Here is a 20,978-nt window from a genome sequence, read left to right as displayed (position 1 = left end):
GAGGGGCTCACCCCCTCGGGGGCGGAGGAAGAGAATCATGCGGGGCGGAGCCGGGTCTTGAGAATTCTGCACACATCGGACTGGCACCTGGGGCGCTCGTTCCACCGGGTCTCCCTGCTCGAAGCCCAGGCCGCCTACCTGGACCACCTGGTGGCCACGGTGCGCGAGCACGAGGTGGAAGTGGTCCTCGTCGCGGGTGATGTGTACGACCGGGCCGTTCCGCCGCTGTCCGCCGTCGAGCTCTTCGACGACGCGCTGCACCGGCTCGCCGCCGTCGGTGTGCCCACCGTGATGATCTCCGGGAACCACGACTCGGCACGCAGGCTGGGCGTCGGTGCGGGACTGATCGGGCGGGCCGGAATCCATCTGCGCACCGACCCCGCCGACTGCGCCACCCCCGTCGTCCTGCGGGACGCACACGGCGACGTGGCGTTCTACGGGCTGCCCTACCTGGAACCGGCCCTGGTGAAGAATGTCCTCGAGGCGGAGCGCGCCGGCCACGAAGCGGTGCTGAGCGCAGCCATGGAGCGGGTACGCGCGGACCTCGCGGGCCGCCCGGACAGCACCCGGTCCGTGGTGCTCGCCCACGCCTTCGTCGCGGGCGGCGAGCCCAGCGACAGCGAGCGCGACATCACCGTCGGCGGGGTGGCCGCCGTGCCCGCCGGGGTCTTCGCCGGCGTGGACTACGTGGCGCTCGGCCATCTGCACGGCTGTCAGGCCGTCACCGAGCGCGTCCGCTATTCCGGCTCGCCGCTCGCGTACTCCTTCTCCGAGGCCGGCCACCGCAAGACGATGTGGCTGATCGACCTCGACGCCTCGGGCACGGTCACCGCCGAACGTCTGGACTGCCCGGTGCCCCGCCCCCTCGCCAGGCTCCGCGGCCACCTCGACGAGCTCGTCGAGGACCCCGCGCTGGAGCGGCACCGGGAGTCCTGGATCGAGGCCACCCTCACCGACCAGGTGCGCCCGGCCGAGCCGATGGCCCGGCTCCTGGAGCGGTTCCCGCACACGCTCAGCCTCGCATTCGAACCGGACCGGGCCCCCGACGACCCGCTCGCCTCGTACGCACAGCGCCTCGAGGGGCGCGACGACCAGCAGATCGCCGAGGACTTCGTGGCACATGTACGCGGCGGCTCCGCGGCCGACGAACAGGAACGCACGGTGCTGCGCGGCGCCTTCGAGCACGTCCGGGTGGACGACGGCGTGCGCGAGGTGAACCGTTGAGACTCCACCGCCTCACCGTCACCGCCTTCGGGCCCTTCGGCACCACCCAGGAGATCGACTTCGACGCCCTCTCGTCGGCCGGGCTCTTCCTGCTGCACGGACCGACCGGCGCCGGGAAGACGTCGGTACTCGACGCGGTCTGTTACGGCCTCTACGGCGCGGTGCCCGGCGCGCGCCAGAGCCCCGGCACCTCGCTGCGCAGCGACCACGCCCCGGCGGACCTCCCCACCGAGGTCGGGCTGGAACTGACCGTCGGCGGCCGCCGCCTCGAAATCACCCGGAGCCCCGCACAGCCCCGCCCCAAGAAGAAGGGCAGCGGCTTCACGACGGAGAAGGCCCAGAGCCGGCTGCGCGAGTACGACCCCATCGACGGCTGGCGGCCGCTCAGCCGCTCGCACCAGGAGATCGGCGAGGAGATCACCCAGCTCATCGGGATGAGCCGGGAACAGTTCTGTCAGGTGGTGCTCCTGCCGCAGGGCGACTTCGCCCGCTTCCTGCGCGCCGATGCCGAGGCCCGCGGCAGACTCCTCGGCAGGCTCTTCGACACCCACCGCTTCGCCGCCGTCGAGGACCGCCTGGCCGAATTGCGCCGTTCCGCCGAAACCCGGGTCAGGGCCGGGGACGAACGCGTCCTCGCGGCCGCTCAGCGGATCGCCCAGGCCGCCGGACCCGCCGCACGTGAATCGCCGCTGCCCGACCTCCAGCCCGGCGAACCGGGGCTCGCCGAGAGCGTGTTGGGGTGGGCCGCGACGGCCCGCAGCGGTGCCCGCGAACGGCTCGACATCGCCGCCTGTCTTCTCGCCATGGCCGAGGGCCGGCAGTCGGCCGCCCGTCAGGCCCTCGACAGCGAACGCGAACTCGCCGCACTCCAGCAGCGGTACGAGGAGACACGGCGCCGCGCCGCCGCACTCGAAGCCGGCCGCCCCGACCGCGACCGGCACCACGAACGCCTCGCACGGGCCCGCAAGGCGGACCTCGTCGCGCCCGCGCTCGACCTGCGCGAGGCGGCCGAGCGCGCGTACCGCACGGCCTGCCGGGCCCGTGACCGCGCCCGTGCCGTGCTCCCCGGCACCCTGACCGACGCCGGTGCCGAACAGCTCGCGGAGCTGGAGCGACGGCTCCGCCAGGAGCTCGGCGGGCTCGACGCCGCGCAGCGTGCCGAGCGGCGCAGCGCCCGGATCGACACCGAGCGGGCCGGACTGGAGCGCCAGGCCAGGGCCGACGACGAACTGATCCGCGAAGCGGATGCCTGGCTGGCCGACTGGGAGTCCACCCGCGACGGCCTGCGGGCAGGCATCGAGGCGGCCCAGGAGGCCGCCACTCGCGCCGAACAGCTCGCCGGCCGGCTGGAGCCCGCCCGCGCGCGGCTGGACGCGGCCCGCCGCCGCGACTCGCTCGCCGCCCAGGTGTCGGCCGCCGCGGAGCGGCTGGCCACGGCCCGGGAGCACGCCGCCGCGGCCCATGAGTCGTGGCTGGAGCTCCGCGAACGACGGCTGCGTGACATCGCGGCGGAACTGGCGGCGGAGCTGGTGGACGGCGAGGACTGCAAGGTCTGCGGCTCGCCCGACCACCCCAGGCCGGCCCGCGCGGCCGACGGACATGTCGACAAGGCCGCCGAGGACCGGGCCCTCGACACCCACCGTCGCGCCGAGGAGGCGCGTACCCGGGCGGACCGGGAGCTCGGAGTCGTACGCGAGCAGCACACGGCGGCCCGAGCAGCCGCACGGTCGGCGGTCCCGCAGCCGAGGGACGGGGCAGGAGCCGACCCCACGGGCACCGGGCCCGAAGCCGATCCCACCGTCGCCGAACTCGGTGCACTCGTCGACCGGTTGACGAGCATGCATGCCGAGGCCCATCGCACGGCGACGGGCATGCACGCCGCGCGCGAGGCCCTGGCAGCCGCCGAGCGGGAACAGGCCGAACGCCTCGACGGCCGGCAGACCGCCGAACGCCGGGCCGCCGCCCGCACCTCCCTGCGTGAGGGACTGGACCGTGAACAGGCCGCGCTGGAGGCCGAGTTGAAGAACGCACGCGGCGACTTCGGCAGTGTGGCCGAACACGCCGCGCTACTGGAACGCCGCGTCGCTCTGCTCGCCGAGGCCGCCGAGGCGGTACGGGCGGAGGAGACGGCCGCTCAGCGCCGCAAGGAAGCCGACGACCGGCTCGCCGACGCCGCGTTCCGGGCCGGGTTCGACACCCCGCAGGCCGCCGCGGAGGCGCTCCTCGACGACGCCGCACAGCGCGAACTCCAGCGGCTCAGCGACGCCTGGCAGTCCGAGGCCGCGGCGGTGGCCGACCGGCTGGCGGAGACGGAGACCCGGGCCGCCGCCGTCCGCCCGCAGGCCGCGGTGGAGGCCGCGCAGACCGCGTACGACACGGCTGAGCGCTCGCTGCGGGACGCCTCCGTCGCGCTCAGTGCCGCGCGCGAACGCTGCGCCGAACTCGGCCGGCTCTCGCGCGGCGCCGCGGACGAGGCACGCCGACTCGGCCCGCTGCGCGAGGAGTACGACCGGGTGGCGCGGCTGGCCGGACTCACCGCGGGCACCTCCGCGGACAACGAACGCAAGATGCGGCTGGAGTCCTACGTGCTCGCCGCCCGGCTCGAACAGGTCGCCGCCGCAGCCACCGCACGGCTCCAGCGCATGTCGTCCGGCCGCTACACACTGGTCCACTCCGACGCCCGCAGCGGCGGCCGCAGGGCAGGCCTGGGACTGCATGTCGTCGATGCCTGGACCGGCCGCGAGCGCGACACGGCGACGCTCTCGGGCGGCGAGACCTTCTTCGCCTCGCTCGCCCTCGCGCTCGGCCTCGCCGATGTCGTCACCGACGAAGCGGGCGGTGTCCGGCTGGACACCCTCTTCATCGACGAGGGCTTCGGCAGTCTGGACGACCAGACCCTCGACGAAGTGCTCGACGTGCTGGACTCGCTGCGCGAGCGGGATCGCAGCGTCGGCATCGTCAGCCACGTCGGCGACCTGCGCCGCCGTATCCCCGCACAGCTCGAAGTGGTGAAGGAGCGCCAGGGTTCGGCAGTGCGGCATCGTACTGAGGGCGAGGTCAGTGGCTGACGGCGCGGCGGGGGAGCGGTGCGGAGCGGACGACGCTCGTGGTCAGCGAGCCGAGGGCGCCGGTCCTGCCCGATATGTGCTCCAGGCGTCTCGTCGAGCGGGCGGTGAGCTTCAGTACGAAGCAGTCGTCACCGGGTGAGGATCTGCGAGGGGCACGGGCGGCGCGGCGCCGACCCGCTCACCGCACCGGTCGATGCCGAGGACTGCGGACGCTGACCGATCCGATGCCGCTCGGGCCGCGAAGCGCTCGGCGGCTGGGCTCGTGGCGTGAACCGAGCCCGGCCGCCGCGGGATTAAGTCAGAGCCTGGACAGCTCGTCGACGAGATCGTCGAGTCCGAGCGGACCCTGCGACAGGGCGGCCATGTGCCAGGCCTTGGCGTCGAACGCGTCACCGTGTGCCCTGCGGGCGTTCTCCCGGCCCAGCAGCCAGGCGCGCTCGCCCAGCTTGTAGCCGATGGCCTGCCCCGGCATCGAGAGGTAGCGCGTCAGCTCGCTCTCCACGAAGTCGGCGGGACGGCCGCTGTGGTTGCCGAAGAACTCCTGAGCCAGGTCGGGCGTCCACCGCTCGCCGGGGTGGAACGGGGAGTCCGCAGGGATCTCCATCTCCGCGTGCATGCCGATGTCCACGATCACCCGGCAGGCCCGCATCATCTGCGCGTCCAGGTAGCCGAGGCGGCGTTCCGGGTCCGGCAGGAAGCCCAGCTCGTCCATGAGCCGCTCCGCGTACAGCGCCCAGCCCTCGCAGTTGGCGCTGACGCAGCCGATCGACGCCTGGTACCGGGACAGGCTCTCGGTCACGTGCGTCCACTGGGCGAACTGCAGATGGTGGCCCGGCACACCCTCGTGGTACCAGGTGGACACCAGGTCGTACACCGGGAAGCGGGTCTCGCCCATCGTGGGCAGCCAGGTCCGGCCGGGGCGGGAGAAGTCCTCGGAGGGGCCCGTGTAGTACGGGGCCGCGGCGCCGCCGGGCGGGGCGATGCGGGACTCCACCTTCCGTACGCGTTCGGCGAGTTCGAAGTGCGTGCCGTCGAGCGCCTCGATCGCCTCGTCCATCAGGTTCTGCAGCCAGGTCCGGACTTCGTCGACCCCCTCGATGTGCCGGCCGTGCACATCGAGATGGGCCAGCGCCTCCCAGGGGCCGGCACCGGGCAGCACCTTCTCGGCCTCGGTCTTCATCTCGTCGAGCAGCCGGTGGTACTCGGACCAGCCGTACGCGTACGCCTCGTCGAGGTCCAGATCGGTGCCGTTGAAGAAGCGCACCCAGCGGGCGTACCGCTCGCGGCCCACCGTGTCCGGGGAACCATCGATCGCCGGGGCGTACACATCGCGCATCCAGTCGCGAAGCGCCGCGACCGCCTCCGTGGCCAGCCGGGCGCCCTCGTCCAGTTCGGCACGCAGCTTCGCGGGTCCGGCTGCCGCGAACTCCTCGAAGAAGCCCGGTCCGCCGTCGCCCGCCCACTCGTCGAGCTGGCCGACGACGGTGGCGGTGGCGCGCGGACCGGCGTACAGCTTGCGCTCCAGACCGAGCGCGAGCGACTCGCGGTAGCTCTCCAGCGAGGCGGGAACCGCCCGCAGCCGGTCCGCGACCGCGGACCAGTCCTCGTCGGTCTCGGCCGGTGTCACCGTGAACACGCCGCGGACGCTGTGCGGCGGGGAGAAGAGATTGGAGACCCTGCACAGCCCCTCGTCCGCCTTGTGAACGGCGAGTTCCGCCGTGAGACGCTCGCGCAGAAGCCGGGCGCAGCGGCGCTCGGTATCGCTGTCCGCACCGGGGAGCTGTTCGGCGGCATCGAGCTCCGCCAGAGTGGTGCGGGCCAGCTCGGCAAGGGCTTCCTGGCCGACGGGGGAGAAGTCGGGAAGGCGGCGCGAGCTCTCCGCGACACCGAGGTAGGTGCCGGTGATCGGGTCGAGTTCGATGAGCGCGTCGACATAGGCGTCGGCGACCTGGCGGGGCAGCGCGCTGCTGGAAGTGTGTGACATGCGGACATCCTTGTACGGCGGAGGCATCCGCGTCATCACCATTCGGTCTCAGTGGCCTGACTCCGCCGATTCCGCGGCCGGCGGCAGCAGTGGACCGCACTCCCACTGCTGGAATATCAGCCTGGTCTCGACCCGGGCCACCTCGCGGCGCGAGGTGAATTCGTCCAGTACCAGACGTTGCAGATCGGCCGTGTCCGTGACCGCGACATGCACCAGATAGTCGTCCGGGCCGGTCAGATGGAACAGCGCGCGGGACTCCGGCAGTGTCCTGATGCGTTCGACGAACGGGCCGATGAGCTCCCTGCGGTGCGGTCGGACCTGTACCGAGAGCAGCGCCTCCAGGCCCCGGCCGAGCCGGGCCGGGTCCAGCCGCAGCTGTTGGCCGAGAATGACGCCCGACCGGCGCAGCCTGGTCACCCGGTCCAGACAGGTCGACGGCGCGACGCCGACCTCGGCTGCCAGCTCGCGGTAGGTGGTCCGGGCATCGTTCTGCAACAACCGCAGAATGTGCAGATCCACCGGATCGAGAGCGACAGAATCGGCCACCTGCCGAACGTAGCACGGGAGATGACCGCATGGATCCGGTACTTGTTCAGAGTGGTGGCATGGACACCGAATCCTCGATGGCGCCCTCGACGACAACCCGGTCCAGGGCGCTGGCCACCGAAGCCGTGCACGCGGGCCGCGACGATCTCGCGGCCCTCGGACTGCACGCCCCGCCGATCGACCTGTCCACCACCTATCCCTCGTACGACTCCAGGGGCGAGGCGGAGCGGATCGACACCTTCGCCGCCACCGGCGCCAGGCTCGAAGGGCCGCCGGTCTACGCACGGCTGGACAACCCGACGACGGCCCGGTTCGAGACCGCCCTCGCCCTGCTCGAAGGGACCGAGAGCGCCGTATCGTTCGCCAGCGGAATGGCGGCGCTCACCGCCGTGCTGCTGGTCCGCGCGAGCATGGGCCTGCGCCATGTGGTCGCCGTCCGGCCGCTCTACGGCTGCAGCGACCATCTGCTCGGCGCCGGGCTGCTGGGCACCGAGGTGACCTGGACCGATCCCGTGGGCATCGCGGAGGCGATCCGTCCGGACACCGGTCTGGTGATGGTGGAGACGCCCGCCAATCCGACGCTCGCCGAGGTCGACGTCCGCGCCGTCGCACACTCCTGCGGCTCAGTGCCCCTGCTCGTCGACAACACCTTCGCCACCCCGGTGCTCCAGCGGCCCGTCGAGCACGGCGCCCGGATCGTGCTGCACAGTGCCACCAAGTACCTCGGCGGGCACGGTGACGTGATGGGTGGAGTCGTCGCCTGCGACGAGGAGTTCGCCGCCCGCCTGCGACAGGTGCGTTTCGCCACCGGCGGGGTGCTGCACCCGATGGCCGGATATCTGCTGCTGCGCGGCCTGGCCACGCTCCCGGTACGGGTACGGGCGGCATCCGCGAGCGCCGCCGAACTGTCCCGCAGGCTGACCGCTGATCCGCGCATCGCCAGGGTCCACTACCCGAAGCTGGGCGGAGCGATGGTCTCGTTCGAGGTGTATGGGGATCCGCACCGGGTGATCTCGGCCGTGCGGCTCATCACGCCCGCGGTGAGCCTCGGCAGCGTGGACACCCTGATCCAGCATCCGGCCTCCATCAGCCACCGCATCGTGGATGAGGGAGACCGGCGGTCCTCCGGTGTCGGGGACCGGCTGCTGCGCATGTCGGTCGGCCTGGAGGACGTCGAGGACCTGTGGGCCGATCTGTGCCAGGCACTGAGCTCGCAGGAGATCGGACGCGAGCCCTCCGCTTCCGGGGAGGTGGCGGCCGGGGAGTCAGCGGCCGACCTGCTCGTACGGGGGCAGTGAGCGGACCGGCGTCGCGTCCAGCCGGGCGGTGATGACCAGGGTGCCCTCCTCGATCTGGTAGTCCAGCGGCAGGGACAGCGCGCGCATGGCCGCCACCATGCCGGTGTTGGACGATTGGGTGACGGCGTAGACGCTCTCGCAGCCCCCCTCGATGGCGAGTGCCACCAGGCGGCCGAGGAGCTTCGAGCCGATGCCGCGACGCTGCCAGTCGTCCTCGACGAGGAGGGCGACCTCGGTCTCGTCGCCGTCCCAGAGGAGGTGGCCGAGCGCGACCAGCCGGCCCGAGGCCGTCTGCACGGCGAGCGTGCGGCCGAAGCGGGGGCTCAGCAGGTGGTCCAGGTAACGGTCGGCGTCGTGGACCGGCCCGTGGTACCGCAGCCGCAGGGTCTGCTCGGAGCAGCGGTCGTGCATCTCACGTGCTGCACGGAGGTCGCCCGTGTCCGCACGACGCACCGTGATCTCGTTGCCCTCGGACAGCGTGAGCACGTGTCCGCCGCGCGGGACGCGAGGTCCGAGCCGGGCGTCGAGCTCGACCAGGGCGCGGGCGCGGGCGAACTCGGTCGGTGTGAACGGAAGGCAGGGCCGTTCGATCGTGATGGAACCCCCGGACGGGTCACGCAGCCGCATCACCGTCTCCTCCAGCACGCCTTCGACGGGGGCGGTCTCACTGGTCTCGCGGCCGGTGACCGAGGCGGTGGGAAGCGAGTGGATGGTGCAGCGGCCGAGCAACTGACGCAGGGCAAGGGGTAGTTCGGCCGCGTCCAGGGCGGTGCGGGTGGCGAGGCCCAGGACGCGCGTCGGGGCGTCGACCAGATCGTGCGTGTCGGCCCGTTCGATCCAGGTCGAACCGCCCCCGGCGGCCGAGACGGCCCGGCTCAGCTGCTGGGCCGGGAGCGAGGCGGGTGCGCGAAGCAGGAACTCGTCGACCGTGCCCTGGGTCAGCGGGTGCGTCTGCAGGGTGAGGATGTCGACCCGGAGCCGGGCGAGGGCGTCGCAGAGCGCTGCCAGGCTGCCGGGGGCGTCCCGCACCGTGGTCCGCATCCGCCACAGCAACGTGCCCTCGGCGGCCGGAGCCGCGGACGGGGCCGGATCCGGGGGCGTGGATGCGGACAGGGCTTGGGGCAGGGCCGAGTCCGCGTGGTTGGCGTCGCCATCGCCCCTGGCGCGGCCGTCGGTGCCGGTGGGTGGCGGCGGGGTGTGGCTGTGCCGCCGTGCCCACCAGGTGTGGAACCCGGCCGTCATCGCCAGAGCGACGGCCGAGGCGATCAGCAGGTACGGTCCGTCCGGCTGGTGTCCGATCAGGTTCGCGATGGCGTCGGCGACCGCGACCGCGGTGAACAGTGCGGCCAGCTCGGTCACGTCCCGCCGCCAGTGGTGGGAGCGGCGGGACCTCTTCGCGGATGTCGCATCAGTCATGGATCCACTCTGACCGAGCGTTGTTGCCTGATCACGAACGCCCTGTGACTGATGGGTTAAGTATGGATCTAGTCCCTTATCACTCACTTTCAGTTGATTTGATGCGTCTGCTGCGCTGGGTCCTCACGTCCGTCCCGAGCCCTGCTCCCAGGCGGCCTTCAGGCGGGCCGCCTGGCGTACCAACTGCGACGATCCGCCGCGCGCGGCCGTTTCGGTGAGCCCGGGTATCGGCTCGCCACCCCCCACCGCCCCGCCGTGCTCCGTGCACTCGGCGGCCACGGAGAGCAGATCGCCCAGCCCCCGGGGCGTCGCCTTCTTGTCGGCCAAGAGCCCTGGCAGAGCGGGGACCAGCACGGAGAGCACCGTCCGGTACGCGCCCGTGGCGGCCGCGGTGCGTGCGGAGTCGGCGAGGCGATTGGGCTTCACCAGCCTGTAGTCGAGGAGGAGCGCCAGCTGCTCGCCGAGCAACGTCGCGTCCAGCCGTTGCTGGGCCGCGAGCATCAGCAGGGCATCCACCCCCGACAGCCGGTCCTCCGGATACCGGGCACCCAGCGCGTACGCCACAGCCAGTTGGATGGCCTCGGTGGCCGGGCCGCCCGGTTCCACAAGGCCGAGAAGCGGCTGTGCCGCATGCTTCAGTTCATCGGTGACACACGTCGCGATGGTTGGCAGCAGCCACGCGGCCAGTGTCTCGCTGTCCTCGGGCAGGGTGGCGACCCAGGGCTCGGACTGGTCGTTCCAGTGGTCGCAGGTGCGATGACGTGGCGTGTGCGCGCTGCCCAGCCAGTGGAAGGAGCGTGGGAACTCCTGCTGAATGAACGGGTTTTCCCCGCTCGCCATCAGGGCGCGCCGGGTCCAGTCGGCCGGCTGCCGCTCCACCCAGCCGCGGGCAGTGGACTCCTGTCTGTCCAGGTCGTACCGGTGGACGGTTGCGAGCGGCCGGTCCATGCGCAGCCAGGCGGCCAGTCGGTCGCCCTCCGGGGTGCCGAGCCCGGCGGCTGCCTCGGCCGCGGCTTCCTGCGCAACGCCGCGCCGCACACGCAGCAGGGCCTGCGCGAAGTCGGCCTCCCCGGGCCGGGCTCCGAGCTGCTGGTAGGTGCGCAGCCGCTCGACCAGCACGGCAGGGTCGATCGAGCCGGTGTGCCAGGTCGGGAGGGCCAGCAGGAACGGTGCACTGCCGGTCAGGACCGCGTCGGCGGCTTCCCACAGCCGGGCCTTCAGTACTCCCTTGAGCGCTGCATGGACACAGACACTGCTGCCGGTCCAGGCCGAACGGCCCGCCTGCACCGCCTCCATCGGCACCCGGCCGAGCAGCACGGCCAGGACCAGGGTGATCCCTGCCTCCGAGCGAAGCCGATGCTCGACTCTCGACTGCGGTTCGTCGACGAGCCACCAACTGCCGGCGAGGGCATCCCGCAACGCCGCGGTCAGTGCGGGCCGGTCGGTGCGGGCATGGCGAACCAGCCCGTCCAGCGCCCGCTCGAAAGCGGGGGAGTCCCGTGACGCGGTCCTCGCCAGGACCACCAGCTCCTCGACGAGCTCGGGCAGCGTCGCGGGCGCCGGTTCGATACGTCGCGGGACGGGGACGGAGGGCAGAAGCTCCACGTACGGCTCCGCCGCCGACGGGGTGTCCATCAGGTCGCCGAACACCTCGGCCGCCGCAGTTCGGAGCGCCGGACTCAACAGCGGGGCGGACAGGGCGGTTTCTTCGCGCACCGCCGTGTCGGCAGCCGGAAGGTACCGTGCGATGAGCTTGAGGGCCCGCTCCTGGATGTCGATGTCGGCGTGCCCGAAGGCCTCGGCGACGACGGGCAGGAGTTCCCCGGCTGCCGATGGATCGCGGCGCAGTTTCTTGCCGATCAGCACCAGTTGGGCACGAACGAGCTTCTTCTCCGGACGGAACAGCAGGGAACCCGAGACTTCCACCAGGGACCGCACGGGCAGTTCACCGTGCTCGTCCAGCCGGGCGAGCACCTCCTGGGCGTGGCCGGCCGCGGTGGAGATCCCGTCCGCCGCCAGGGCGGTCCAGTCAGCAATCCGCTCCGCCTCCTCCTCGCGGGTGAGCGCGAGCCGACGCAACAGGGCGAGGAAGAAACGCAGTTCACCGGGCTTTCCACCGCGGACCAGCCGGGCCACACAGGCGTCGACCAGTGAAACCCGCTCCAGCAGACCTTCGTCCGCGAGGAGGGCGAGCGCCACATGCCAACGGCTCGGGTCGTCCGGCTCGTCGAACCAGAGCGTCGACGAGGGGAGTTCCGCCACCTCGAAGAGCCGCGGCACGAGAGCGGTGAGATACGGGTCCGTCCGGAGGACGTCGGCCAGTGGTCGTCTGTTCTGCTGCCACTGTGAGCTCGAGAGCGCGTCGGCCCAGCCGCGCACGAAACCCTCCGAGGTGGGCACGGCGCACTGCGAGGCCTTCACCAGCCCGCTGATCAGCTCGTAGAAGAGCTCCGCAGTCCCGGGACGGTCCGCCAGCCGGTGCGCGACATCACCGAGCCACTCGGGGGCGCGGTCCGAGAGGACATCGACAAGCATCGAATAGGGAGGCCGTGACCAGATCTGCAGATCCCGGCCGCCGATCCAGGCGGCGCAGCCCGCGGCTCCTGTGTGGCAGCCGGCGCCCGCGACCAGCAGAGCCTTGCGGATCCTGTCCTGCTTCTCCCAGGGCCAACTCCGCGCCTCCTTGCGCAGTGCCTTCAGCTCGGCCAGCGCCGACCTGCGTCCGGCCCGGTCCAGCTCGGACAGCAGGGCGGGCACGTCCCTGGTGCGTGCTTCCCGGACGGCGGTGATCAGCTCCGTCATCGCGCACCCCCGGCAACCGGCGCACCGCGACGGACCATGCGGACGGCCAGGGCGTGCTTGCACGGGCCCCGTCGCCCGCGGTAGTCCGCCCACCACTGGCAGGTACAGCTCAGCATTCCGTCCTTCTCCCTCACTTGATAGCGGCGTTCCCCCGAGGTCACGGCAGCCGTACCGCCGTCGAGCACGACCGCACCCGAGCCGGCCAGTTTCCGGGCCGCCACCAGGCGCGGGTTGTGCCGCTCGGCCCGGTCGGCGTCGTACGGCAGCTCGCGGTGGAAATACGACGCCTCGGCGAGGTCGTAACCGACCCGGCCCGCCGTCCCCAGCCGGGTGAGCGCCGCCCGTACCCGCTCCACCGTGAGACCCGACTGCTCCGCCAGGTCGGCCAGGTCGATTCGCGGCTCCCAGGCCAGCAGCACGGACACCAACTCGGCGTCGGCCGCGGCATCATCGGTGGCCAGCGCGTCGAGCACACCGCCCTCGCCGGAGAAGCCGCGCGAGGCATCGGGCGAGAGCGTCAGGGTGAGTCGCATCCCCGGCAGCACCACCTCCCATGCGCTCGCGGTGGCCGCGCCGTCGGCCACCGGCCCGTACACCCGCAGCGAGGTGGCATGGCGCAGCACCCGCTGCAGCGTCACCAGCCGTTCGGGACCCGGCAGACACACCGCACCCGCCACCGGGCGCGTCGTCGGCCGGAGAGTCTTCCCCGCGGGGATCACCCACTGGGCGCCCCGCGAGGCATTTCCGGACGAACGCGGCAGCGAACGCAGGAACCGGACGGCCTCGGCCGCCGACAGCTCGGCCCGCAGATCGAAGCCCGCGGACACCACCTGCGCCTCCGCGAAGCCACGCAGCCAACGGTCGGGCAGGGGCACCTTCTTCTCCACGACCGGACCGTCCAGCGTGGTGACCGTCAGCTCCTCCGGACCGACCCGCAGGTGCAGCGGATCGTCGCCCGCTATCCGTGAAAGCGCCTCCCGCAGCGGATTGTTGACGTCGACATTCGTGGTGCCATGGTCCGTACGCGCACCGTCCAGACCCTCCTGGAGCACATCGAGGCGTGCGTACACACCGCAGCAGCCGGAGAACGCCTCGAAGCGCAAACGGTCGCCGTTGCCCGTCACCACCGGGTCGAGGGACGAAGGCAGAGCCGTACGGTAATAGCGTGCGGACGCCACGTCCGCCACGGCCAGCAGCCCTCGGGCGGCGATCCTCGGCGAGGTGAGAAAGCCGGAGAAGAACCGGGGATGCGACTCGACACCCCGCGGTGTGAGACCGCCGGAGGTCTCCAGACCGAGAAGCTGCCCCGCCTGCGAGGAATCCAGCGCGGACGGGCGTGAGTAGGCCAGTGCCTGAACGGATCGGGTCATGGGAAAACCGTAGATCCCACCACTGACAATCGGCCCCCGGTCATCGCCCGGGGGCCGATCGCCGGGCGTCTTCACTGCCCGACGTGCCCCGGCTGCAGCACCTTGCTGAACAGTACGGACCCGCCCTGCGCCCGCAGCCGCACGGTCAACTCGCCGCTGTCGCCGTCGATGTCGACCTCCCCGAAGTACTGCGGCGACTCCATCGGCGACACGTTCGCCCGGTCGGGCGCCCGCACGAAGACCCGGTCGGGACCGAACGTCGCGTCCAGCGCGTTGGCCTGGAACTGACCTGCGGCCAGCGGGCCCGACACGAACTCCCAGAACGGGGCGAAGTCCTTGAACACCGCACGCCCGGGCTCGTAGTGCTGCGCCGACGTGTAGTGCACATCCGCCGTGAGCCAGACCGTGCCGGTGATCCGGCGGTGCTTGATGAACCGCAGGAGTTCCGCGATCTGCAGCTCACGGCCGAGCGGGGCCCCGGGATCGCCCTGCGCGACCGCCTCGAAGTCCGTCGCACCATCGGTCACCACCAGCCCCAACGGCATGTCCGCGGCGATCACCTTCCACACCGCGCGGGACCGGGACAGCTCGTGCTTGAGCCACCTGAGCTGCTCCGCACCGAGGATTCCCGTTGTGTCGTCGGCCTGCCGGCCGGGGGAGTTGGCATTGCGGAAGGACCGCATGTCGAGAACGAACACATCGAGCAGCGGACCGTGCCGTACCACCCGGTGCATCCGGCCCTCCCCGGACCGGCCGTGCAGTGTGGACACCGGGAAGTACTCGCGGAACGCCCGCATCGAACGGGCCGCAAGCACATCCACGTTCTTCTCGGTGTAGCGGGAGTCGTCCAGGATCTGCCCGGGATACCAGTTGTTGCGCACCTCGTGGTCGTCCCACTGAACGATCGAAGGCACCTGGGCATTGAACTCACGGAGGTTGTGATCGAGCAGGTTGTAGCGGAAGTTCCCGCGGTACTCGGCGAGGGTTTCGGCGACCTTCGACTTCTCCTCGGTGGTGACATTGCGCCAGATCCGGCCGTCGGGCAGGGGCACGCTCGGCTCGATCACCCCGTCCGCGTAGATGTTGTCACCGCTGCACAGGAAGAAGTCCGGATCGAGGCGGCGCATCTCGTCGTACACCGCATAGCCGCCGATGTCCGGGTTGATGCCCCAGCCCTGCCCGGCGATGTCACCGGACCACAGGAAGCGCGCCCCGTCGCGGCGCCGGGCCGGCGCGGTCCGGAACGTCCCGTACACCGGCTCCCCGGTGCGGCGGGGGTCCTGGGGATCGGCGAGTGTCACCCGGTAGTGCACCTGCTCGCCCGGCGGCAGCCCGTACAACGGCGTCGTCCCCGTGAAGTCGGTGCCGGAACCGACGAGCGGACCGTGCCAGGCGCGGGCCCGCCGGAAGGACTCGGTCGCCGATGTCTCCACGATCATCCGGGCCGGCCGGTCCGACCGCACCCAGACCAGCGCGGAGGACGAGGTGACATCGCCCACCTGCACGCCCCACGCCGCACGCGGCCGGCCGGACAACGCGAAGGCGGGAGCCGCCGCGCCCACCGCCGGGAGCGTGAGCGCGGCCGACACGGCGAGTGAGCCGCGCAGCACGCTGCGGCGGGCGGGGGAGGGATTTCGCGGACTGTTCGACATCGAGGCGCCTCCGGGCGGGGTCAGCGGGACGAGCGGGTGGCTGGTCGAGCGACCCCACCCTTGTTCCCGTCGGCGGCGCGCACACCAACCTGAGATGAACACCCGACGCCGTCCCCGCCGGTACCCGGTCCGTCCGTGCCCCTTGGAGCCACCGCCGGCAGCCGTACGACCTGTCCGCTGCCCCGGAGCGGAGTTGCCCGGCGTACGGATCCGGCGCCTGGTGCGTCGTCAGCGGCTGGTGTCGAGAATGACGCGTGCCACGAGCGCCGGATCGTCGTTCATCGGCACATGACCGCAGCCCGGCAGCCGGACCAACCGGGCTTCGGGGATGGTGTGCTTGGCCCTGATCCCCTGTCGGCGCAGCAGGATCCGGTCCCGGCTGCCCCAGGCGACGGTCACGGGCAGCCCCGGCACATCGTCGGTGAACGCGACGCTTCCCCCGGAGGCGAGCGTCTGGTGGAAACCGGTCGCCTCACGCAGGGCGAGGGTCTCCGCGACCACGGCAGCGGGTGAACGGCGGCCGGGCCGGGCGTAGATGGTGCTGGTCAATGCCGTGCGCCCGGCCGCGCTGTGCGAGAGCCGCTCGATCAGCGGGACCGGCATCGACAACGCGGCCCGCCGCATGGCCCGCAGCGTCCCGAACGCATAACGTCGTTCGCCCGCGGTCCAGAATCCGGCGGGCGACAGAGCCGTCACCGACCGCACGAGCTTCTCCCGGCCGAGCTCCAACGCCAGCAGGCCGCCGAGCGAATTGCCCGCCACATGCGGCCGGTCCAGGCCGACCTCCTCGCAGAAGGCGCCGAGTACCTTGCCCACGGTCGGCAGGTCGTACGGCAGCCCTTCGGGCAGCTCCGGCGAGACGCCGAAGCCGGGGAGATCGATGGCTGTCACATCCCGCTCCACGGCGAGTACGGACAACACCGGATCCCAGGCCTGACGGTGGTGGCCGATGCCGTGGAGCAGGAGCAGAGGCTCGCCGGCGCCGGTCCGTTCATACGCCACGGACACCCTCCGGGGCCCTTGTGGTGACTCGACGCTGAACGAGACCGTGCTGGCCATGCTGGTGCTCCCCGGTGATCCGGCATGAAGGGCCATGCCTGAAGGCGGCTTAGACGTCTTGTCAATAACAATTACCGCTCAGTAGCCCGTAGTTCAAGTGGCGCGGGCAATTCGTGCTGGACAGGGTGCGACAGGTCGGTTGGGATGGGGGAGTGAAAGCCGACACCGCGACCGATGTCTTCGAGAGCCACCGCCCCGTGCTCACCGGCGTTGCCTACCGCATGCTGGGCCGGATCGCCGATGCCGAGGACGTGGTGCAGGAGGCCTGGCTCCGCTGGTCCTCGGCGTCACGTGAGGACGTACGGGAGCCGCGCGCGTTTCTCGTGAGGATCATCACCCGCCTCGCCGTCGACCGGCTGCGGCAGGTGCAGACGCGCCGCGAGGCGTACGTCGGGCCGTGGCTGCCGGAGCCGGTGGTCACCGATTTCGGGCCCGCCGTTCCCGACACCGCGGAACGGGCTGTCCTGGCCGACTCCGTATCGGTCGCCGTGCTCGTAGTCCTGGAGTCCCTGTCGCCGCTGGAACGGGCCGTCTTCGTGCTGCGCGAGGCGTTCGGCTTTCCGTACGCGGAGATCGCGGCCGCTCTGGACCGGACCGAGGCCGCGGTCCGTCAGCTGGCGGGACGTGCGCGGCGCCATGTGGAGGAGCGCAAACCGCGCTACGACGTCGACCCGGCCCACCGGCGTGATCTCACCGAGCGGTTCCTCGCCGCGGCGGCGGGTGGCGACATCGAGGAACTGCTGGTCCTGCTCGCGCCCGACGCGCGGCTCGTCGGGGACAGCGGCGGAAAGTCCAGGGCGCCGCTGCGGATCATCGAGAGCGCCGACAAGGTCGGCCGGTTCCTCTTCGCCGTCGCCCACGATCAGGTCGAGGACCTCGACTTCCGGTTGCTGGAACTCAACGGCGGGCCAGGTCTGCTGCTGTTCCTGGGCGGAAAGGTCGACTCGGTCGTTCAGTTGGACATCAGGGACGGGCTCATCCAGTGCGTATATATCGTGCGGAACCCTGACAAACTCACTCGCTTCACCGACCTCCGCGAGGAGTAGCGGGCCCCTGGTCGCAGTCCGCGCTCGCCGCCGGCGCCGGTGACTCCGGTTGCCCGGGAGCCCGACGCCCGGCAGCTGTCCGAAGCCCCACGTCCTGCCTGGTCGTGGGGTCTCGTGCTGCGCTCGCCCCACAGCCGCACGAACGTCCTGTGAACGCTCTGCGGCAGATGCCCGTTTCGCTGCGTGACCGATGATGATTGGTCTTGACCAAGGGTGTGTACCGTCCTATGGTCTCAACGTTAAGACAGGAACCTTTAATAAATAACGTCGCGGAATAGCCGCTGGGTGATTGCGGAGGACAGGGTGGGGACCACGCAGCTGGAATCGGTGCAGGAGCCGAAGTACTGGCACCTCAAGACCGTGCTCAGTGAGGCACTCGACTCGGACTTTGCGGTGGGGGAGATCCTGCCCAACGAGCGCGAGCTCGCCGCCCGCTTCGGAGTCGCCCGAGCCACGCTCCGGCAGGCCCTGGAGCAGCTCGAACTGGAAGGAAGGCTGCAGCGTCGCCGCGGCGTCGGGACCACTGTCGCACCGCCGCGAGTCGGCGTCGCCGTCTCGACGGCACAGCGGGACTGGTCCGGCGGCGGTGCGGTGGAGGCCTGGCAGCCGGTGGACTGCACGACGGCGGTCGCGCCCTCGTCGGTCGTGGCCGTGCTCGACGTGGAGGCCGACGAGCCGGTGCACATCGTGCGCCGGATCCGGGTGACCCACGGACAGACGGTCGCTGCGGAACTCCTGTACGTCCCGTCGTCGTCCGTGCCCGAACTCTCCGCGATCGACGCTCCCTCCGGACCCACCCGGGCCCGCGGGGTCCTGCGCGAACTGCACCGCCTCGGCCTCGACGGTCAGGACCGGTCGGTGGAGCTCGGCTCGGCACGGGTGGACGACGCCAAAGAGCTCGACCGGCTGCCCGGTGCTCCTGTCCTCGTCGTCACGACCCGCTATCTCGTGGAGGGCGGCACGGCGGCGCTCTCCGTCGCCACGTACCGGGCCGACACCTGCCGGCTCACCTTCGGTGACTCGGGCGACCTGGAGATCAGCCACCACGAGCAGGAGCGCCAGGCCTCCTGAGTACGGCCGGTTCCGCCGGTCTTCGCCTGTCCGTACGGCCCGTCGCATTCAGCGGCGGGCCGTCACCGTTCCCTCCACCGCGAAGAGCTGCTCCTCCACATGGTCGAGAGCCAGGCGCAGGGCTCCGGTGGCCACCGCCGCCTCGCCGAGCAAGGACAGCGTGACCCGCGGCGGCCGAAGGCAGTAGCGGGCCAGCTCGCTGCGGAGCGGATCCAGGACATCGTCCAGCCCGGTGGCCCAGCCACCCACCACCACGAGCTCGGGGTCCAGCGCCAGCACCAGCGCCGCGACATCGTGCACCAGGCGCTGAATGAACCGTTCCACCGCAGCCTGCGCACGGGCATCGCCCTGCCTGGCCTTCGCGAACACATCGGCGACGGCAGGTTCGTCCAACGGATCCAGTGGAGTGCCCGTCGTGGACAGAAGCCGCTCCGGAGTCACTTCGCGGCCGAGCAGATGCAGCGCGCCGATCTCGCCCGCGGCACCGCCGAAGCCCCGGTGAAGCCGCCCGCCGATCAGCGAACCAGCGCCCGGGCTCAGCCCCGCCAGAACGAACACGATGTCGTCGGACTCGGTGGCCGCACCCTTCCAGTGCTCCGCGACCGCCGCGGCATTGGCATCGTTCTCCACCAGGACGGGGCAGCGGAAGGAGCGCCGCAGCCGATCACCCAGCGCCAGACCCGTCCAGCCCGGCAGCGCGGTGCCCAGCCGTACCGTCCCGTCCGCCTCCACGATCCCGGGGCTGCCGGCTCCCACCGCACGCAGACTGCTCCTGGCCACACCCGTCCGCCGCAGGAGGTCGGCCACCACGGCCCTGACCTTGTCGAGCCGGTCGTCGGCGCCGGCGGTCTCCGACACCTCGCGGGCGCCCGCACCGATGATCCGCCCGTCCAGCCCGGACAGCAGCGCGGAGACGCGGTGCGGGCCGATCTCGATACCGAGCAGGTGCCCGGCCTCGGCACGGAACCGGAACCGACGGGCCGGCCGTCCCTGGCGTCGGGCCTCACCCCCGTCGGGCATGGACTCGACGACCAGTCCGGCCTCGAAGAGCCCCTCCATGACGCCCTCGACCGTCGGACGGGACAGCCCGGTGACCCGGGTCAGGTCCGTCAGCGTAGGGGCGTCGGCGCCACGCAGCGCGTGCAGCACCACCGCGGAATTGATGCGTCGCAACAGCGACGGATCCCCACCGGTCAGCCGGCCCACGGTGTGTCCTCCCAGCTCTAGCGCATGTCAGGCGGATGGTACTCGCTGGCCAGGTGCGGGGCGACCGTGGGCCGGGGAAGGGTCTCTCCGGGCGCAGGATTCAGCCCGGAGCGACGAACCCCGACTCATATGCCGCGATCACGGCCTGGGTACGGTCCCTCGCGCCCAACTTGGCCAGTACGGCACTGACATGGGTCTTCACCGTCTCGATGCCGACCACGAGCTTGGCCGCGATCTCGGCGTTCGACAGGCCCCGGGCCATCAGCCGGAGGACCGCGGACTCACGCTCGGTCAGCGCTGCCCGGTCCAGGACCGCGCGGGCCTTGCTCGTCCCGTACTCGGCGGCGAGCTGCCGGACCGCCGCGGGGAAGAGCAGCGACTCACCCTCGGCGACCAGACGCACCGCATGCACGATCTCGGCGGGCCGGGCACGTTTGAGGAGAAAGCCGTCCGCACCGGCACGCAGCGCCTCGTAGACGTACTCGTCGTTCTCGAAGGTGGTCACCACCAGGATCTTCGGTGGATCGGGCACCGTGCGCAGCACCACTCGCGTGGCCTCGATACCGTCCATCAACGGCATCCTGACATCCATGGCCACCACATCGGGGCGCAGCTGATGCAGCAGCGGGATCACGGCGGCACCGTCGCCTGCCTCGCCCACCACCTCGATATCGGGCTGAGCCTCAAGGACCGCACGCAACCCCGCACGGACCAGGGGTTCGTCGTCGACCAGAAGTACGCTAACCGGCATTGGGCCACCCTAAGGGCTGCCCTGCAACCCCTGGTCAGCACAGGACGACAGCTGCGGCATCGCGCCGCGTTGCCGGCACACCCGCCTGCGTCCGGTGTGCCGATCTCCCTCGGCTCGCGCCCCTCCGTGTCCGACGCACGCTGATCCACCAGGCAGTTACGGGGACTCTTGCTGAAAGCCCCGGTGTTCATGCCGGGGATGAATGCATCTCAAGACTGCTCTGGTTCGCAGGCTGGAGCGGGCGTTTTTGTTGGTCGATGTACTGGCGGACGATCGCCAGTGGTGATCGAAGAACCGGGCCAAGGCCCGTATCAAGGTCGCACGCCGGCATGCCAAGGTCGCCGACCGGCGCCGGGACTGGCACCACAAGGTATCCACACAGATCATTCGCGAAACCAAGCGGTGTACGTGGAAGACCTCGCGGTGTCCGGTCTCGGCCGTACCCGGCTCGCCAAGTCCGTGCGTGACGCGGGGTGGTCCGCGTT

At 71.4% G+C, this 20,978-nt stretch carries 14 protein-coding genes and 2 pseudogenes; 6 read left to right on the top strand and 10 right to left on the bottom strand.

Translation table 11 applies throughout. The annotated features are described in order from the left end of the window. Window positions 1-57: 57 nt before the first annotated feature. Both IE107_RS29010 and IE107_RS29005 read left to right on the top strand, forming a co-directional pair. Window positions 58-1,224 (top strand): exonuclease SbcCD subunit D, encoded by a 1,167-nt coding sequence (locus IE107_RS29010; protein WP_189547321.1) that lies wholly within the window; start codon window positions 58-60, stop codon window positions 1,222-1,224. Beyond that, the gene (locus IE107_RS29005) at window positions 1,221-4,292 is read left to right on the top strand and encodes an AAA family ATPase (RefSeq protein ID WP_189547320.1); all 3,072 of its coding nucleotides are present in this window, start codon (window positions 1,221-1,223) and stop codon (window positions 4,290-4,292) included. The genes IE107_RS29010 and IE107_RS29005 overlap by 4 nt, the downstream gene beginning before the upstream one ends. On the opposite strand, the pseudogene IE107_RS35380 reads toward IE107_RS29005, so the two are convergent. The 3 genes and pseudogenes from IE107_RS35380 to IE107_RS28995 form a co-directional block, all read right to left on the bottom strand. Further along, window positions 4,282-4,425: pseudogene (locus IE107_RS35380) on the bottom strand (Lrp/AsnC family transcriptional regulator); the annotation flags it as partial. The gene IE107_RS29005 and the pseudogene IE107_RS35380 sit on opposite strands and share 11 nt — an antisense overlap. Window positions 4,426-4,590: 165 nt before the next feature. After that, window positions 4,591-6,276, bottom strand: coding sequence for a DUF885 domain-containing protein (locus IE107_RS29000; RefSeq protein WP_189547319.1), 1,686 nt, complete (start codon window positions 6,274-6,276; stop codon window positions 4,591-4,593). Between the two features lie 48 nt (window positions 6,277-6,324). Continuing rightward, window positions 6,325-6,822: an Lrp/AsnC family transcriptional regulator gene (locus IE107_RS28995; RefSeq protein ID WP_189547318.1), complete on the bottom strand. Its 498-nt coding sequence runs from the start codon at window positions 6,820-6,822 to the stop codon at window positions 6,325-6,327. A 59-nt stretch (window positions 6,823-6,881) separates the two neighbouring features. Here IE107_RS28995 and IE107_RS28990 point away from each other — a divergent pair, with 59 nt between their 5' ends. Next, window positions 6,882-8,120 (top strand): trans-sulfuration enzyme family protein, encoded by a 1,239-nt coding sequence (locus IE107_RS28990; protein WP_229867316.1) that lies wholly within the window; start codon window positions 6,882-6,884, stop codon window positions 8,118-8,120. On the opposite strand, the gene IE107_RS28985 is transcribed toward IE107_RS28990, so the two are convergent. From IE107_RS28985 to IE107_RS28965, 5 genes are all read right to left on the bottom strand, one after another. Continuing rightward, complete coding sequence (locus IE107_RS28985) at window positions 8,088-9,536, bottom strand: GNAT family N-acetyltransferase (RefSeq protein WP_189547317.1); 1,449 nt, start codon at window positions 9,534-9,536, stop codon at window positions 8,088-8,090. The genes IE107_RS28990 and IE107_RS28985 overlap by 33 nt on opposite strands. Window positions 9,537-9,659: 123 nt before the next feature. Beyond that, window positions 9,660-12,338, bottom strand: coding sequence for a DUF7824 domain-containing protein (locus IE107_RS28980; protein ID WP_189547316.1), 2,679 nt, complete (start codon window positions 12,336-12,338; stop codon window positions 9,660-9,662). Then, window positions 12,335-13,708, bottom strand: a complete 1,374-nt coding sequence (locus IE107_RS28975; protein WP_189547315.1) for an SWIM zinc finger family protein — start codon at window positions 13,706-13,708, stop codon at window positions 12,335-12,337. The genes IE107_RS28980 and IE107_RS28975 overlap by 4 nt, the downstream gene beginning before the upstream one ends. A gap of 71 nt (window positions 13,709-13,779) precedes the next feature. Then, entirely contained in the window at window positions 13,780-15,360 is a 1,581-nt protein-coding gene (locus IE107_RS28970; protein ID WP_189547314.1) for an alkaline phosphatase D family protein, read from the bottom strand. 228 nt (window positions 15,361-15,588) lie between these two features. Continuing rightward, a complete protein-coding gene (locus IE107_RS28965; RefSeq protein ID WP_189547313.1) occupies window positions 15,589-16,419 on the bottom strand; it encodes an alpha/beta fold hydrolase in 831 nt (276 codons plus the stop codon). A gap of 152 nt (window positions 16,420-16,571) precedes the next feature. Here IE107_RS28965 and sigJ point away from each other — a divergent pair, with 152 nt between their 5' ends. Together sigJ and IE107_RS28955 are read left to right on the top strand one after the other, a co-directional pair. Beyond that, window positions 16,572-17,465 carry an RNA polymerase sigma factor SigJ gene (gene sigJ / locus IE107_RS28960; protein ID WP_189547312.1) on the top strand — a complete coding sequence of 298 codons (894 nt, stop codon included), beginning with the start codon at window positions 16,572-16,574 and terminating at the stop codon, window positions 17,463-17,465. 303 nt (window positions 17,466-17,768) lie between these two features. After that, window positions 17,769-18,536, top strand: a complete 768-nt coding sequence (locus IE107_RS28955) for a GntR family transcriptional regulator (protein ID WP_189547311.1) — start codon at window positions 17,769-17,771, stop codon at window positions 18,534-18,536. Between the two features lie 48 nt (window positions 18,537-18,584). On the opposite strand, the gene IE107_RS28950 is transcribed toward IE107_RS28955, so the two are convergent. Together IE107_RS28950 and IE107_RS28945 are read right to left on the bottom strand one after the other, a co-directional pair. Further along, a complete protein-coding gene (locus tag IE107_RS28950) occupies window positions 18,585-19,742 on the bottom strand; it encodes an ROK family protein (protein ID WP_189547310.1) in 1,158 nt (385 codons plus the stop codon). A gap of 100 nt (window positions 19,743-19,842) precedes the next feature. Next, window positions 19,843-20,493, bottom strand: a complete 651-nt coding sequence (locus IE107_RS28945) for a response regulator (RefSeq protein ID WP_189547309.1) — start codon at window positions 20,491-20,493, stop codon at window positions 19,843-19,845. A 286-nt stretch (window positions 20,494-20,779) separates the two neighbouring features. Between IE107_RS28945 and IE107_RS35375 the strand changes: the two are divergent. After that, window positions 20,780-20,978 (top strand): annotated as a pseudogene (locus IE107_RS35375) (transposase); the annotation flags it as partial.

This window comes from Streptomyces gelaticus, from assembly GCF_014649535.1.
In the GTDB taxonomy this organism is placed as follows: domain Bacteria; phylum Actinomycetota; class Actinomycetes; order Streptomycetales; family Streptomycetaceae; genus Streptomyces; species Streptomyces gelaticus.
Note: the sequence above shows the minus strand (reverse complement) of the source record. Positions and strands in the feature narration are given on the sequence as shown.

What these genes read in the sequence shown, in the direction of transcription:
- IE107_RS28990 (WP_229867316.1), top strand. Translation starts at nt 6,882, where the DNA reads ATGGACACCGAATCCTCGATGGCGCCCTCGACGACAACCCGGTCCAGG.
- IE107_RS29000 (WP_189547319.1), bottom strand. Translation starts at nt 6,276, where the DNA reads ATGTCACACACTTCCAGCAGCGCGCTGCCCCGCCAGGTCGCCGACGCC.
- IE107_RS28980 (WP_189547316.1), bottom strand. Translation starts at nt 12,338, where the DNA reads ATGACGGAGCTGATCACCGCCGTCCGGGAAGCACGCACCAGGGACGTG.
- IE107_RS28965 (WP_189547313.1), bottom strand. Translation starts at nt 16,419, where the DNA reads ATGGCCAGCACGGTCTCGTTCAGCGTCGAGTCACCACAAGGGCCCCGG.
- IE107_RS28985 (WP_189547317.1), bottom strand. Translation starts at nt 9,536, where the DNA reads ATGACTGATGCGACATCCGCGAAGAGGTCCCGCCGCTCCCACCACTGG.
- IE107_RS28945 (WP_189547309.1), bottom strand. Translation starts at nt 20,493, where the DNA reads ATGCCGGTTAGCGTACTTCTGGTCGACGACGAACCCCTGGTCCGTGCG.
- IE107_RS28970 (WP_189547314.1), bottom strand. Translation starts at nt 15,360, where the DNA reads ATGTCGAACAGTCCGCGAAATCCCTCCCCCGCCCGCCGCAGCGTGCTG.
- IE107_RS28975 (WP_189547315.1), bottom strand. Translation starts at nt 13,708, where the DNA reads ATGACCCGATCCGTTCAGGCACTGGCCTACTCACGCCCGTCCGCGCTG.